This is a genomic window from Serratia sp. NFX21 (assembly GCF_048517035.1).
GTDB classification, from domain to species: domain Bacteria; phylum Pseudomonadota; class Gammaproteobacteria; order Enterobacterales; family Enterobacteriaceae; genus Serratia; species Serratia quinivorans.
Genome location: NZ_CP183196.1, coordinates 3,730,625 through 3,746,580 on the forward strand (window position 1 = coordinate 3,730,625; position 15,956 = coordinate 3,746,580).

Sequence of the window (15,956 nt, forward strand, 5' to 3'; positions counted from 1 at the left end):
TTCGTATTTAGATGCGAAATTCAACCATCACTCCCCGCTTCAGAGCAGACAAACACATGCCAGCCCAAGTCAGCGTGATCACCGGCGATCTGGTCAATTCCCGGCAGTTAGACACCACTCACTACCTTAGCGGCTTAAATGCCCTGCTTAGCCAGCTGCAACAGGCTAAGCTTATTCAGCAGTTCGATATTTTCCGTGGCGATGCCTTTCAGGCAGTGGCCGAGCCGCAGTCTGGTTTGCTGCTGGCGGTGTATATCCGCATCGCGCTCAAAGCCATGGACGCCCAACGCTGGGATGCCCGTATCGCTGTCGGCCTGGGCACAAAGCAGGCTCAGAGCGCCGGCTATGGCAGTGCCTTTGTGAATTCGGGTCAGGCGTTGGACGGCCTGATGAAAAATTGCCGACTGGCTCTGAAAAATGATAACGATCAGACCAATACCATTGTCAGCGATCTGTTGCCAATGTTAGATCATGTGGTTAGCCGCCTTTCGCAGACCGAAGCGCGGATAGTCCAGGCCCGTATGTTCGCCACCAGTAACCAGGAAGTGGCAGAGAAACTGCAAAAGGCCGCCTCCACGGTCTCCGCAACGCTCAAACGCGCGGCCTACGAGGAAATCATGCGATTTATTCACGCGATTAACAGGATCACCTGAATATGGATTTAAGCTACCTGCCCCTGCTGATCTGGTTGCTGATAGCCCATTTGCTTGCCGACTTCCCACTGCAACCGCGTAGTTGGGTTGAAGATAAAATACGTCATCGGGCCGGCTCTCGCTTCCTGCTGCTGCATGCCCTGCTGCACGGCGTGCTGGCTGCCTGGGTCGTGGCCGTTTTTGCTCTGTTGTATGGCGGGATCTCTTCCGCTCAAGTGCTGTTCGCCCTGTTGGTTATTGCCATCAGCCACTGGCTGACCGACCTGCTGAAAGTCACCCTGTTAACCCGCCTCAGCCAGGCACGTGGTTTTTTGCTCGATCAAGGCCTGCACCTGACGGTGATTGTTTTGCTGTGGCTGTTGCTTACGCCGAATGCCCTCGCTCTGATTAGCGTGCTGGCTAGCGCCGCGGCTCGCTGGCAATCCGGGCTGCTGCTACTGGCTTATTTATTGATTTATATGCCGATGGGCATTCTGATGGGGCAATTGCTGGCGCGCTGGACGCCACAGATGCCGCCGTCAGCCAAAGCGGATAACGATTCGCTGTTACGCGCAGGCAAACAAATCGGTTATCTGGAAAGAACGCTGATCCTGACCTTTGTGCTGATAGGGCAGATCCCGGCTATCGGTTTTTTGCTGGCGGCCAAGTCAATCTTTCGCTTTGGTGATTTACGCCAGAGTGATGACAAAATGCGTACCGAGTATGTGCTGCTCGGTACGCTGTTTTCCTTTACGCTGACCATCATGCTGGGTCTGTTGGTGAAGAAACTGCTGTAGGGGCGCAGTAGACTGCGCCCGCAATAATTACAACCACTCACCGAAACGGCGAATATAGAACCGCTTCATTAGCTGCGCGACAACGCAGTAGCTGATCAAGGTACCGGCCAGCCACGGGAAGTATTCCCAGGGCAGCGGCTGCAACCCAACCAGGGCGCCAAGCGGTGAGAACGGCAGATAAATCCCCAACGCCATCACCAATATCGTGGTCAGCAGAACCGGCAATGCAGCGGTGCTCTGAATAAACGGAATTTTCTGGGTACGCAGCATATGCACCACCAGCGTTTGCGACAGTAACCCCTCAATAAACCACCCGGACTGGAACAGGGCCTGATGCTCGACGCTGTTGGCAGCGAAGACAAACCACATCAGCGCATAGGTAGTGATATCGAAAATCGACGAGGTCGGCCCAATCCACAGCATAAAGCGGCCAATGTTTTTCGCATCCCACTTGCGCGGTTTACGCAGGAACTCCTTGTCCATCTTGTCCCACGGCAGCGACAGCTGAGAAATATCGTACATCAGGTTCTGGATCAGCAGGTGGATCGCCAGCATCGGCAAGAACGGAATAAATGCGCTGGCCACCAGCACGGAGAACACGTTGCCGAAGTTGGAGCTGGCGGTCATGTTCAGGTACTTGATGATATTGCCGAAGGTCTCGCGCCCCTTGATCACGCCCTCTTCCAGCACCATCAAGTTTTTTTCCAGCAAAATGATGTCTGCCGACTCCTTGGCAATATCAGTGCCGGTGTCCACCGAAATACCTACGTCGGCATCGCGCAACGCCGGGGCATCATTAATGCCGTCACCAAGGAAACCGACGGTATGACCATTCGCCTGCAACATTTTCAACACCCGCGACTTTTGCAGAGGCGTCAGTTTGGTAAAGACCGTGCGCTGCTCCACTTCACGCGCCAATGTGGCATCGTCCATCTCGGCAATCTGCGGTCCGGAGAGCGGTTCGCCAGGTTCCAGGCCAACATCGCGGCAAATCTTGCAGGTGATCACCGGGTTATCGCCGGTCAGGACTTTCACCGCCACGCCGTTTTCCTGCAGTGCAGCAATAGCTTCCTGCGCACTTTCTTTCGGTGGGTCAAGGAAGGTCAGGACGCCCTGGATCACCATATCGCGTTCATCGGTCACGCTCAGCGGCAAGGCATTGTTTTGTTCCCCCAGCTCTCGGGTTGCCAACACCAGTACGCGGAATCCATCCTCGTTATACTGGGCGGCCAGCGCCTGCAGTGCCTCACGTCGCGCCTGATCCAGCGGTAAAATCTGCTGCCCTTCACGTACATGGGTAGCGATTTCCAGCATTTCCTCCACGGCCCCTTTACAGATCAGCCGCTGTTGGTGGTTTTCATCCGCTACGACGATCGACAGGCGGCGACGCACAAAATCGAACGGCAACTCGTCAACCTTGCTGAAACGCCCCAATGCTTCAATGCCCGGTTTGCCACGCCCAAAGCGGATCACCGCCTGATCCATCAGGTTTTTCATCCCGCTCTGGTGGAAGCTGTTCAGCCAGGCCAGATGCAGCACTTCATTGTCTCTGATGCCGCTGACGTCCAGGTGGTGTTCGAGGATGATGCGATCCTGGGTCAGGGTGCCGGTTTTGTCGGTACAGAGTACGTCCATCGCGCCAAAGTTCTGGATGGCATTCAACCGTTTGACCACCACTTTACGCCGTGACATGGCAATGGCGCCCTTCGCCAGATTGGAACTGACGATCATCGGCAGCATCTCTGGCGTCAGCCCGACCGCTACTGCCAAAGCAAACAGCGCCGCTTCGCTCCAGTCGCCCTTGGTGAAGCCATTAATCAACAATACGATCGGCACCATCACCAGCATAAAGCGGATCAGCAGCCAACTGACGCTGTTCACTCCGCGATCAAACGCGGTTTGCGAACGGGAACCGACTATCGACTTTGCCAAGGAACCAAAATAGGTACGCCCGCCGGTCGCAACCACCACCGCCGTGGCGGTACCGCTGGCGACGTTGGTGCCCATCAGGCAGATATTCGACAGTTCCAGCAGCGCATGTTCACTGGAAACTTCGTCTTCGCTCGATTTTTGACTGACGTTGCCCAGCGCATCGTATTTTTCGATCGGGATCGCTTCCCCAGTCAGGATCGCCTGGCTGATAAACAGATCGCGTGAGGCCAGCAGACGCACGTCCGCCGGTATCATATCGCCGGCAGAAAGCTTAATAATATCGCCCGGCACCAGTTCGCGGATCGGTATCTCCAGCGTCAAAGCCTGCGCGCTGTAACTGCTGCGGCGCAGTACCGTCGCGGTAGTACGCACCATAGACTTTAGCGTCTCCGCCGCCTTGTTGGTGCGGTACTCCTGCCAAAAACGCAGTAACCCGCTGAGTGAAACCATCACCAGTATGATGATCACGCCGGTAAGATCGGTTTCTTCACCGCGCCGGGCCGGCAGCCAGTAATCGGTAAAGAAACTGATCGCGGCCAGCGCCATCAGCACATAGATAAACGGGTTGTTAAACGCGGCGAATAACTGCACCAGCGCATGGGGCGCCTTCTCATGAGCCACCTGATTAACGCCATATTGCTCCAGGCGTTCGACCGCATCGTCCTGGGTCAAGCCATTGCGATTACATTTTAAATTGGCCAGCGTCTGATCAACGCTGTTTTTCGCCTCTTGGGCGATGGCGTAAGGCGTCGTTTTTTTATCACGACGGCGTACGTTTTCATTAATATAGGTCATAACGCTATCCTCTTATTTTACTCTGCGCACAGGGTTACCCCGCCCAATTAATGGGTGAATAAGCACAAAGTGGAATTTATTTAATTGACGTAATTAACGCGGTTTATTTCCACGCCAGAAACGTTTAATAATCAAACTTTCGGGGTCACCGTCCATGACGCCTCCTTATCACTTAATAAAGTGAATGTTTATCAATAATCAAACAGGCAATTCGGAAGCAATGCGCCAGCGCACGGCACTCACGCTTTTTTCCAGGCTGACACGACAGACTATGCCCTCAATTTCTTTTTGCACCGCGGGGTTCGCGGTTATTTCCGCGCAAACTTCCAACTGACCGGGAATGGAAATATCCGCACTGCGCAGCGATTGTAATTTTAATGCCACACCATTTAGCGCCTGCAATATCAGGGTACGCACCAGTATTTCATCCTGCTCACCGCAGGTGACCTGAATGCGGTAGCACACTTCCAGATCGGTCGCCTGCTGCTGGGGTTGCAGGTTGATACGCTGCGCCGCTTCACGCAGCAGGATATTCGCACACAGGATCACCAGCGTCGCCAGTACCGCGTTCCAATACTGGCCAAGGCCGCACAGCACGCCAATCGCCGCAGAACACCACAGCGTGGCGGCGGTATTCAGCCCGCGGATATTCAGCCCTTCACGCATAATCACCCCGGCACCCAAAAAGCCGATACCGGAGACAATTTGCGCGGCAACTCGTCCGGCGCTGGAAGGATCGGTAGACATGGAACTGAGGATAAAGACCGCAGCTCCGGTTGCCACCAATGCATTGGTGCGCAGACCGGCCATACGTTGGCGCCACTGCCGCTCAGCGCCAATAACCGCGCCCAGGCTCATCGCCAGTAATAAATTTAAAACAAAAGGAGTCATAGCCATGACTTTCCCCTTAAATAACTGCAGGAGATAAAATCATGTGCTTTTTAGCACACGCGAAATCTCGCCGATAATAAATCAGCGGTTGAGCGTGTGAATGCCTGGAGGGAAAAGGCTGTGGCTGAAAGTGGCCATAATAGCGTCCAAATCAATTCACCCGATGCCATTGGGCAACAGGGACAACAATAAGATTCGGGTTTGCACAGCTCGGAATAACTTGAGAGGGGTGCTGCCCGCCGTTTTCGGCAAGCAACAAATCAGAAGAGGATTGGTCAGCTTGCCTTGTTTATATCACTGCAACTAAAACTGTCCAATTGTGTTTCCTCACTGAAATTTTGGCTGAGTATAGTGACGTGGGGTGATGATGTAAAGGCCAAATTATTAAACGAAAACTAAACTCACTAATTTCGTATATTTGACTCATCACACGAATATAGATAATTGGCATTGGGTCGCCCGCTAATTCCCGATAAACTGAAAGTTCAGCAGGACAATCATCACCAAGGACAACTATTCGATGAACATGCTTCGCCTCTCTATCAGCCTCGCCTTGTTTGCCGGTTTTCCCGCCCAGGCCCTGCTCTTGCAACAGGGTGAAACCCGCTATGAAATCGATCCGGCCACGCTGCAGGTCACCGCAGGCAAGATCCAGGTCAACCAGGCGCAGGTTGGGCAAACCGTGGCTAACCTGCAAAGCACGCCTGCCCAGGCAAGTTGGCAATGGCCCAACAGCGCCATGCAGCTCACCGCCAGGCTGGAAGGCGGCGATCTGCGCCTGAGCTTCAGCAGCGACCGGGCGCAAACGCTGAACTGGTTCACCCTGCCGCCGCAGGCCACCACCCTACTGTTACCGATTGGCGAAGGCAGCCGCATCCCTCTGGATAACGCCGTCTGGCAGCGTTATCTGGTGAAAGAAATGACACCGCTGGATACCAACTGGGATCTGAAGCTGCCGCTGTGGAGCCAACAACAGCAGGGCAAGGTTTATAGCTGGTTGTTGCTCACCCCGTTCAGCAATCAGGTTACCTTTGCCGGCGCTAAAAACATGCTCACCATGCACAGCAGCCACCAGTTCAACCGTTTTAATCAACAACAAGCCTTCGAGGTGTTACTGCACGTAGGCGATACCCCACTTTCCGGCGCTCGCCGTTATCGCGAATACCTGCAGCAAAGCGGGCAGTTCAGCAGCCTGCGCGATAAAATCCGTATCGCGCCGGAGGGTGAGAAACTGATAGGTGCCACCCATATTTATCTGTGGGGCGACAAGCTGTTGGCACCGGCCGACGTGAAAAATTGGCCGGGATTACTTGCCTGGCTGACATCGCCAACCGGCGAAACGCTGTGGCAGAAAATGGATGCCGAAAGCCAGAAAACGGTGCAGAAACTGGCGGGGAAAACGCCGGAAGCCTGGCAGCAACAAGCCTTGGTTGATGCCCTTAATCAGGCGTTGGTGGCATTAACGCCACTGAAAGCCACGCCGGATGACAAGGATTTTCTGCAGGCGCAGCGCCAGCAAGCCACTAACGTACGGGAATGGACGCAGCGGCAGCTTGGAGCCTATCTGACACCGCCGGATAGCTGGGGCCAGGGGCTGGCGAAACCGCTGATCGAGGCGCTTCACCAGGCCGGGCTGCCCCGTCTGTGGCTGGGTACCGATAACTGGACCGCCGAATTCCTGCATCCGCAGGCGGTAGAAAGTGCCAAAAAATCGGGTTACCTGATTGCCAGCTACGACTCTTACGACACCGGCATTCCGCGCGGAGTCAATGACAGTTGGCTAACTGCCCAACTGCCAACGGCGCTACGTGAAAAGTGCGCCATAGTACGGGCCGACGGCAGTAAAAAGCCCGGTTTCGGCAAGCAGGGTTACTACCTGAATCCAGGCTGCGTGCTGCCTTACTCTCAGCAGCGCATGCGCGAACTGGTGCAGTTGGCCGGGCTAAACAGCCTGTTTTTGGACGTTGACGGTACCGGGATGGTTTCAGACGACTATCAGCCCGATCACCCGACCGGCGCAGCGCAAATGGCGCAGGCCCGCAATGCGCGGCTGGCCTGGTTCAGCAATACCCTTAAGCTGCCGCTCGGCTCCGAGGATGGCAACGCGGTAACCGCACGCCACATCATGTTTGCCCACGGCATGGAAACCTGGGGATTTGGCTGGGGAGATAAACAGATGAATCAGGATAAATCCTCCCCTTACTACCTTGGAGCCTGGTGGCCCAATGCCCAGCCGGCTTTCTTCTTCAGCCCGGCCAAAGTAAAAGAGCCTTATCGCACGGTGGAATTTGATCCGCGTTATCGTCTGCCCATGTATCAGGCGGTATTTCACGATGCGGTGATCAGCAGCCACCACTGGAATTACGACAACCTGAAGTTTAGCGATGTCAAAACCACCCGCAGCCTGCTGAGCCTGTTGTACAACACCGCGCCGATGTTCCACCTCAGCCGCGCGACCTTGCAGACACGCCTGCCGCAAATCAAACAGGCCGATGCGGCCTTCCGTCCGCTGCATCTGGCACTGTGGGATAAGGCACTGACCGACTTCCAATGGCTTGATCAAGCCGGTTGGGTACAGCAAACCACCTTCAGCGACGGTTCAACCCTGACGGCCAACTTTGGCCAACAAGCATTCGATGGCATTGCCGCCCATAGTCTGCGAGCCAAACTGGCGGACGGTCGCATCCTGAACATCACACCATAGCAACTCCGGTCGGGGTGAACTAGGCTAGGCACAGTCCCCCGACCGGCAACCTGGAGTTGATGATGGATACCCTTACTCAAACACTGCTCGCAGAAATCGGGCAAAGCTTCGGCCACGGCGACAACGCGCCAGCAATTGCGCTGACGGTCGGCGGCGAAGGCAGCCTGAACAGCGCATTCCCGGTCAGCGAGCTGGCAACCGCCAGCCTGGGGGCCGCCGGGCTGGCCTGCGCCCAACTGCTGCAACAAAATCAGGGCGGGGAACCGCAGGTGTTTGTCGACAGCCGGCTGGCGTCGCTGTGGTTCGGCTGGACCTTACGGCCACTCGGGTGGTCATTGCCGGCCGCCTGGGACGCGCTGGCGGGTGACTATGCCACCAGCGATGGCTGGATCCGCCTGCATACCAATGTCCCTCATCACCGCAAAGCCGTAGAACAAGTGCTGGGCCCGCATCAGGATAAAAATGCACTGGCGCAAAAGGTGCTGACGTGGAAAAAAGGTGAACTGGAGCAGGCAGTGATCGAGGCCGGCGGCTGCGCGGCTGAAATGCGCTCAATCGAAGCATGGCGGCAACATATTCAGGGCAAGAGCGTTGCGCAGGAGCCGCTTTGCCATCAACGACAACAGGCGGAAGCTCCGCCCCCCGGCTGGGCGCTGCCTGCCGCCAGACCGCTGCACGGCGTGCGGGTGCTGGATTTGACGCGAATTATCGCCGGGCCGGTCGCCACGCGCTTTCTTGCCGGTCTGGGGGCCGACGTATTACGCATCGATCCCTACGGTTGGGAAGAACCCGGTGTCGAACATGAAGTGATCCTCGGTAAGCGCTGCGCACGGCTGAACCTGAAAAACCCCCACGATCGTCACACCTTCGAGCATTTACTGAAAAACGCCGACGTTCTGGTTCATGGTTATCGCGCCGGAGCGCTGGAAAAACTGGGTTATGGCGCAGAACAACGCCGCACACTATCGCCGGGATTGATCGACGTTTGCCTCAACGCCTATGGCTGGAGTGGCCCGTGGCGAGGACGGCGTGGTTTCGACAGCCTGGTGCAAATGAGCTGTGGGCTGGCGGAATCCGGCATGCAATGGAAAAACGCCGCCGTACCTGTCCCCCTGCCGGTACAGGCTCTCGATCACGCAACCGGCTACCTGATGGCGACGGCGGTGCTGCACGGCATGCGTCAACGCCTGCTACAGGGTACCGGCTACAGCGCCCGACTCTCCCTGGCACGGACGGCACAACTGCTGTTTGATAACCCTTACCCGCAACAGCATCCGTTAACGCCGCTGGCTGCAGCCACCGCTGCGGATGAAAACCCGGAAACCGAGCTGACCCATTGGGGGGCGGCACAACGCCTTATCGCGCCGCTACGGTTGAACGGCACAGCACTGCTCTGGGCATTGCCTGCGACAACCCTTGGCAGTTCACAGCCGCAATGGCTACGCCGCTAAACTCAGGCCAATTGCCGCTGCAACCAGTGCAATAATGCTTCGACCGCCGGCGTCAATCCGGCGGTTTGCGGCCAAACCAGATAAAAGTCTATCTGATCAAGATGTCGTGCCGGTGCCAGTGCGGTCAAGCGGCCCTCTGCCAACGCATCACTCACCAGTAGTTTTTTCACCAGCGCGATGCCAAACCCTTGCTCAGCCGCGCGGATCAACAATCCCGCATCATTGAATAATGCCAAGGGACGGCCGGACTCCACCTGCTGATGCGCAGTGAACCAGCTACGCCACGGCGTAACATCATGTTCCAACAGCGGTATGCCTGCTGCGCCACGGTCAAATGCTGCCTGCCACTGGTCGGCCAGCGCCGGGGTGGCCACCGGCACCACCTCTCCGGAGGCAATCCACTGTGCCTGCATCTCTGCCCATTGACCATTGCCGAGGCGGATGGCCGCATCAAACCCTTTGCGCACCAGATCCTGCACTACCAGCGAGGCGTCGATATCCAACGCAATATCGGCACAGGCCGTATGAAAAGATGGCAGACGCGGCATTAACCAGTAATGCGCAAAAGAGGGCAGCACGCTGATACGCAGAGCCTGACTTTGCGCAATCCTCCTGACCCGGCTGACGCCTTGCTGCAATGCCTGCAGCGCCGGTTCGGCAACGGCCAACAGCTCACGTCCGGCGCTATTCAGGCGCAGCCCGCGCCCCTGCCGTTCAAACAGCGGGCAGCCGATTGCCCGTTCGAGCTGTTGGATCTGCTGGCTGACGGCACCATGGGTAAGATGTACTTGCAGGGCAGTAGCGCGCAAATTCTCTAGCCGGGCGGCAATCACAAAGGTCGGCAGAATGTGCAGTGGGATCGAGTCATTTAACATTGGTTAGCCAGACTATCCAAAAAGGCCATTTTTCATCGATTTTCGCCACAAAGCAAATGTTCTAGGCTGTCACTCATGCCCCTTACATCTGGAGTCAGCGATGCACCCACGTTTACAGCAGGACCTTGAGCAATTTCCACAGATACTCGACCGCACCCGGCAGTTGGCCGAAGGCTTCCTGACGGGCCTGCAACAGCGCCCGGTTTGCCCTCCTCTGGCCGCTCAACAGCTACAGCCGGGTGACAATTTACTGGCTGACAGCGGCGATGGCGCACTGGCGGCACTGGATGATTTCTGGCTGCGTTATGCCGAGGGTCTTTCTGCCAGCGCCGGGCCGCGTTATTTTGGCTTTGTTACCGGCGGCTCGACTCCTGCCGCATTGGCAGCAGACTGGCTGGTTAGCGCTGTAGACCAAAACAGTCAGCTGAGCCACGATACCGTGGCCGCGGCAATTGAACTGGCGACCATTGTGCAGCTAAAAGACTTGTTGGGTCTGCCAGAGGCATTCAACGGCAGTTTTGTTAGCGGGGCAACCATGGCCAACTTTGTCGGCATGGCCATCGGCCGCCAGTGGCTGGGGCAGCAGCGCGGCATCAATGTTGCGGAACAGGGGTTGGCAGCGTTAGGGGCCATACAGGTTTTGTCAGCGAATGCGCACTCCAGCAGCGAAAAAGCACTCAGCATGCTCGGCATGGGTCGCGATGCATTAAAAATTATCGACAGCCTGCCGAACTCCGAAGCTATCGACCCTGCTGCGTTGGAACGGCATCTGGCTGCCAGTGTTGGTGTACCGACCATGGTGCTGGCCAGTGCCGGAACGGTGAATACCGTAGTCTTCGACGACCTGCAGCAGCTGCTGGCGTTGCGCGAGCGCTACCCGTTCTGGTTACACGTTGATGCGGCCTTTGGCGGCGTGGCGGCCTGTTCACCGCACTATGCGCCACGCTTAGCCGGTTGGGAGCAGGCTGACTCGATTACCGTTGATGCACATAAATGGTTGAACGTGCCCTACGACAGCGCGATCCAATTTAGCCGTCATCTGGCATTGCAGATGCAGGTCTTCCAAAACCATTCGGCTTATCTGGAAGCGCCGACGCAGCGGCCAGACAACTACCTGCACCTGACTCCGGAAAACTCGCGGCGTTTTCGCGCCCTGCCGTTGTGGATGGCGTTGAAAGCTTATGGCCGCAGCGGTATGCAAGATATGGTTGAACGCAATGTTCGACTGGCGCAGTTGCTGGGGGCAGAGCTGACGGCCAGCGCGGGTTTCCACCTGCTGGCGCCAGTCAATCTGAACGTAGTGTGCTTTGCGCTCAAAAATGTCGCAGGCGATGCTACTGCTGCACGCGATCGCTTTATAGCCCGTCTCGATCGGCACGGCGTAGTGCGCTGCACCCCTACCCGTTATAACGGACAGCCGGGGGTCCGTGCTGCGTTGGTCAACTGGATGACCGAGGAAAGCGATATCCATCTGGCGTTGGAATCGATACGTCACTGCCTGGCAGAGACTGGCTGATAGGACAAGTCAAGATAACGCCGCACTATTGATTGCTGCCGGTGATTATTCTACGGCAGCAATCCCCCCCGGCCGATCAACGGATATTGGTACCCTGGGATGCTCCCAAATAGTTCAGAAAAACCAATTAATCACTCACTGACATTTATCACATTAGTCGTAACAGCACGAATAATCACATCAACTCTTTGTTATAACGCCAATTTTCGTAACAAAAACACCGGGCAATGTTAACTCTGTGTGACTATTGGTTATCGCAAGTGATAAGGAATGGAAGAATTATCATTATCAAAAACCCATGAAATAAATATAACCATATGATAATATTAATAAAAATAAAACCATTAAAACCTTGCAGCACTTACACTGATGAATAAATAGGCCAAGAAATGTTAAAAAAACAACACATGAATTTTTTTTAAGAATTTTCCTAGCAATCTAAAATTTCGTTTCGTGACATGATGGGCAGATTCAATGATAAAAATACCAGCGAGCACGCGGCTCAAGCACAAGTTGCCGTTACTGCCCCGCAATCCATACGCCAGCAGATTATTCTGACTTAAGCTAAACTTATAGGTTCATGATGTTAATTAGTTTAGAAAGAAAATATCGTTGAGTACTACCGTATTTATTGATAGAACATTCCTGGATGTGACTCTTTTTGTTCTTTTTTGCCTTTTAGGCTTCAGGCTTTTTCTTTTTGTTACCGCGGTAAAACGGATTTAAGTGGGGGTGAGATATGCCAACGATCATTATGGATTCATGCAGCTATACCAGATTGGGTTTAACAGACTACCTGACAACGCACGGAGTAAAAAAACGCCAGATTAATGCTATTGGTGATATCGATGATCTGCATGAAAAATGCAGCAAGTTGAAGCCTAGCCTGGTATTTATTAATGAAGACTGTTTTATACACGAAGCTAACGCGACGGAACGTATAAAAGGGGTGATATCACTGCACCCTGACACCTTATTCTTCATCTTTATGGCCATCACCAACGTACATTTTGACGATTATTTATATGTTCGTAAAAATGTCATCATCTCGTCAAAATCGATCAAACCAGAGACTATGAATCAACTACTTAGTCACTATCTGGAAAGAAAAGCTCCTCGCACTGAAAAAACCTCATTTGATCAGACTCCGGTTACGCTCAGCCAAACTGAATCAAACATGTTACGCATGTGGATGTCGGGTCAGGGCACCATCCAGATATCCGACCAGATGCAAATTAAAGCCAAAACCGTCTCTTCCCACAAGGGAAATATCAAAAGAAAAATTAAAACGCACAACAAACAGATTATTTATCATGTTGTTCGTTTGACCGACACGCTAACCAGTGGGATATTTGTCAATAGCCGCTAGGTTAAAAGCTTTGTTGTGTACTCTGCCAAACGTTGGTTTTAAATGTTGTTCAGCACAGAGTGCTGGAAATCACGCATTTAAATAACCTAAATACCTGCTCGCGACGAAAATCTCGGCCGCGGCGGGTATTCCCGCAGCAAAAAACCGATTATTCCTAGCGCTGTGAAATAATCACCCACCGTAAATCTTGCAAATTAAATTAACAAACCGGGCTATTTGGAGTCTGGAGCCTGAGAAGCGACCTGTCGCAGTTCAACAAAGGTGCCGTCACGACTGTCTATCTCGTTAAAGAACCAGACACCGGCAGGATAGTCAGGCAAAGAGACCAGATACATTACCCCCTCGTTAAACTCTTCTACCGCCAGAATCACTCCCTCACGCCGTTGCTCACCATCAGTTTTTACCGTTACCAGATCGTTAGCTTTCATGCCCTACCCCATCATTTATCATTGATGTCAGTGTATTACAAAATGCGGTAAGAAAAATACCGTACACTGCAGTAAATCCGCAGCTCTCCTGCGTAGCGCCTTTCTACAAGCGTAGCAGGCCATTCGGCCCGTGGCCTTTTCACTTTCTTAACGTTTTGTCCGCAGAATCTTAAGCGTGCAACAGGTAGTCTGTTCGCTGGTGCTTCCCCCCAGAGAAGTACCTGCAAATGAAGAAGTAACAAGGAACTTTTGCCCGCAGACTTGCGGGCTTTTTTTTGCCTGCGGCAAATAGCAGGCACAAAAAAACCCGCCTTGGCGGGTTTTTATTAATCAGCGAGAGGCCGATTAGATAGCGGTAACGTTAGCCGCTGACGGACCTTTAGCACCGTTCTCGATAGAGAACTGTACGTTCTGGCCTTCAGCCAGGGTCTTGAAGCCTTGATCCTGGATAGCAGAGAAGTGTACGAACACATCTTTGCTGCCGTCTGCTGGAGTGATGAAACCGAAACCTTTAGACTCGTTGAACCACTTCACTTGACCTTTGATCATGTTAGACATGTTTAATTCCTACAATATTAAATTTACGCCACCATGGGCAAGAAATAGCCGGTCATCAGTTACTTATGGAGGCACTAGAAAGGAAATTCGTCAGTGAAGAGCTATCTAGGATAACGCTTTAAATTTGAACTACTTTACTCAAAATGTCGTGCATAAATAGGTCTGTACCACAGGCCGAGAAGCATTAACTCATGACGGGGCTTTAATAGCAACTCTTTTTATAAGCCCCTCTGTGGAAACGAGGCTAAACGCACAGGATTTCACCCGCTCTGCTTAATTTGTCGTCATTTGTGACTGTGTTTCCCGGTTAGCGGGGGTAAGGCACTGCCACAATATTTACAAAATATGGCCTCAGTCTCGTGGCCACCTCTTTGACATTGCTCACAATTACGCCTTTCACGGTTACGTTGCAGCTCCTGCGACATATAGGCCGTCAGAATGCCGGTCGGCACCGCAATGATTGAATAGCCCAGCAGGATAAGTACCGAAGTCAGTAACCGCCCCAACGGGGTATGGGGAACAATATCGCCGTATCCCACGGTGGTCAGCGTCACTACCGCCCAATAAACGGAGGCCGCCAGGCTGGTAAAGCCCCCGCTCCCCCCCTCAATCGCATACATCAGGCCGCCAAAGACGCACAGCACCACGGCGACAAAACCAAAAAACATCGCCAGCTTGTGACGCGCCAGTTTGATGCTGCGCCAAATCATGCCCATCTCACTCATGTAACGCAGCAGTTTCAACACCCGTAACACCCGCAGTATCCGCACGACGCGCAGCAGCATCACGAATTCCACCGTCATATGCGGGTAAAACCAGATGATGTACATCGGCAGTACCGTCAATAGGTCGACAACGCCGAAAAAACTGCGGGCATAGTGCTGGTCACGCGGGGTGCTCCACAGCCGTAGCAAATATTCGATCGTGAAAATAACGGTAAAAAAAATCTCGGCATAAAAGAAAAGATAAATCGCTTGCTGCCCCGGCGCGTACAAGGCGCTGCCGCCCGGCTCAAGAAACAGCAGCACCACGCTGAGCAGCGCGGTACTGACCCAAAAGGCTTCCATTCTGCGGCCGCTACGGGAGTGGTTGTCGAACAACAATCGATAACTGCGTTGGCGTAAGCTCAACGACGCAGTGTCAGTGGTCATAGCTCAATGTCTTATAAAGAGAAGTTACTCATAGAGTAGACCCGAACGCTGGCGCCGCCAACTCTGCGCTGCGCCATTTTCGGCCACAAATGATAGTAATTCTCGTCTGACTAATTTATAGTTGCGCGGCGTAACTATAAAGGGAGATTGACCATGCTGAGATGGCATACGCTGGCAGCGTCCTGCTGCACTGCTCTGTTGATACTGAGCGCCCCCGCCCAGGCGCTGGACCTGTCCTACACCGCACCGGACCCCAGTATCAAACCGGCACCCGCACCGCAAACCGCCCTTGGCCCGGAAAAAAGATCGGCCAAGCCACCGGTGGTGTGGTCGGAAACAGAAGACAAAACCGGTTTTCGCGTTGATATGGAATGTGATCACCCCGGCTGCAGTCGCCCGCGCGCCAAGCCGTATTCGTCGCTTAAATACGGCCCGAATAACGGCCCGGTGAAAAAAACCGATCGCCGCCGTCAGTCAGATCCCTACTCCACCGATCAGGAACCTGATTACAATGTGAGCATGGGTTATCAGTGGTAACGCGGCTTTAAGAGTTATCCCTATATCAGCCGCAGCACAGTGTTCATACAATGGCACTCTGTTCACCACTCCTCCTGGTGCTGAACACAACAAGCTGTGTTGCAATATTTTATGCGCCTCCTTATAGGCGCTTTTTTTATGCCTGAATATCAAGCACCTGCCGACTTACAGAATGGTCTCATTGCTGCGTAACGTGATAGCTGTCACAAATAACCACTCCTTAGCCATGCTTTATCGGAGGGTTGTCAGATGGCGACTGAATATTTATCTTTGCTGGCCGTATTAGCCGGCATCGCAGGATTCGCGTTGTATAAGCACTT

Annotated in this window: 13 protein-coding genes; 7 read left to right on the top strand and 6 right to left on the bottom strand. The window is 53.9% G+C overall.

Annotated elements, in window-relative coordinates; genetic code table 11:
* The first annotated feature begins 56 nt into the window (after positions 1–56).
* Positions 57–653 (top strand): SatD family protein, encoded by a 597-nt coding sequence (locus ACNT1W_RS17520; protein WP_017893286.1) that lies wholly within the window; start codon positions 57–59, stop codon positions 651–653.
* A gap of 2 nt (positions 654–655) precedes the next feature.
* Positions 656–1,429: a DUF3307 domain-containing protein gene (locus ACNT1W_RS17525; RefSeq protein ID WP_012145765.1), complete on the top strand. Its 774-nt coding sequence runs from the start codon at positions 656–658 to the stop codon at positions 1,427–1,429.
* A 27-nt stretch (positions 1,430–1,456) separates the two neighbouring features.
* On the opposite strand, the gene mgtA is transcribed toward ACNT1W_RS17525, so the two are convergent.
* The gene (mgtA, locus tag ACNT1W_RS17530) at positions 1,457–4,156 is read right to left on the bottom strand and encodes a magnesium-translocating P-type ATPase (protein ID WP_419245925.1); all 2,700 of its coding nucleotides are present in this window, start codon (positions 4,154–4,156) and stop codon (positions 1,457–1,459) included.
* A gap of 198 nt (positions 4,157–4,354) precedes the next feature.
* The gene (locus tag ACNT1W_RS17535) at positions 4,355–5,053 is read right to left on the bottom strand and encodes an MgtC family protein (protein ID WP_261128449.1); all 699 of its coding nucleotides are present in this window, start codon (positions 5,051–5,053) and stop codon (positions 4,355–4,357) included.
* A gap of 514 nt (positions 5,054–5,567) precedes the next feature.
* On the opposite strand from ACNT1W_RS17535, the gene ACNT1W_RS17540 reads away from it, so the two are divergent.
* Positions 5,568–7,751 carry a glycoside hydrolase gene (locus tag ACNT1W_RS17540; protein WP_419245926.1) on the top strand — a complete coding sequence of 728 codons (2,184 nt, stop codon included), beginning with the start codon at positions 5,568–5,570 and terminating at the stop codon, positions 7,749–7,751.
* Positions 7,752–7,813: 62 nt separating this feature from the next.
* Entirely contained in the window at positions 7,814–9,202 is a 1,389-nt protein-coding gene (locus tag ACNT1W_RS17545; protein ID WP_419245927.1) for a CoA transferase, read from the top strand.
* Between the two features lie 2 nt (positions 9,203–9,204).
* On the opposite strand, the gene ACNT1W_RS17550 is transcribed toward ACNT1W_RS17545, so the two are convergent.
* Positions 9,205–10,077, bottom strand: a complete 873-nt coding sequence (locus ACNT1W_RS17550) for a LysR substrate-binding domain-containing protein (RefSeq protein ID WP_419245928.1) — start codon at positions 10,075–10,077, stop codon at positions 9,205–9,207.
* A 100-nt stretch (positions 10,078–10,177) separates the two neighbouring features.
* Between ACNT1W_RS17550 and ACNT1W_RS17555 the strand changes: the two genes are divergently transcribed.
* Together ACNT1W_RS17555 and rcsA are read left to right on the top strand one after the other, a co-directional pair.
* Positions 10,178–11,593, top strand: a complete 1,416-nt coding sequence (locus tag ACNT1W_RS17555; protein ID WP_261128446.1) for a pyridoxal phosphate-dependent decarboxylase family protein — start codon at positions 10,178–10,180, stop codon at positions 11,591–11,593.
* A 739-nt stretch (positions 11,594–12,332) separates the two neighbouring features.
* Entirely contained in the window at positions 12,333–12,962 is a 630-nt protein-coding gene (rcsA, locus tag ACNT1W_RS17560; protein WP_012145772.1) for a transcriptional regulator RcsA, read from the top strand.
* A 212-nt stretch (positions 12,963–13,174) separates the two neighbouring features.
* Here the strand turns inward: rcsA and dsrB are convergent, their stop codons facing one another.
* From dsrB to ACNT1W_RS17575, 3 genes are all read right to left on the bottom strand, one after another.
* Positions 13,175–13,390, bottom strand: coding sequence for a protein DsrB (gene dsrB, locus ACNT1W_RS17565; protein ID WP_012145773.1), 216 nt, complete (start codon positions 13,388–13,390; stop codon positions 13,175–13,177).
* A gap of 345 nt (positions 13,391–13,735) precedes the next feature.
* Positions 13,736–13,948 (bottom strand): transcription antiterminator/RNA stability regulator CspE, encoded by a 213-nt coding sequence (gene cspE, locus ACNT1W_RS17570; protein ID WP_004946278.1) that lies wholly within the window; start codon positions 13,946–13,948, stop codon positions 13,736–13,738.
* A gap of 284 nt (positions 13,949–14,232) precedes the next feature.
* Entirely contained in the window at positions 14,233–15,099 is an 867-nt protein-coding gene (locus ACNT1W_RS17575) for an ion transporter (protein ID WP_012145774.1), read from the bottom strand.
* A gap of 153 nt (positions 15,100–15,252) precedes the next feature.
* Between ACNT1W_RS17575 and ACNT1W_RS17580 the strand changes: the two genes are divergently transcribed.
* Positions 15,253–15,636 (top strand): hypothetical protein, encoded by a 384-nt coding sequence (locus ACNT1W_RS17580; protein ID WP_261098007.1) that lies wholly within the window; start codon positions 15,253–15,255, stop codon positions 15,634–15,636.
* Positions 15,637–15,956: the final 320 nt, after the last annotated feature.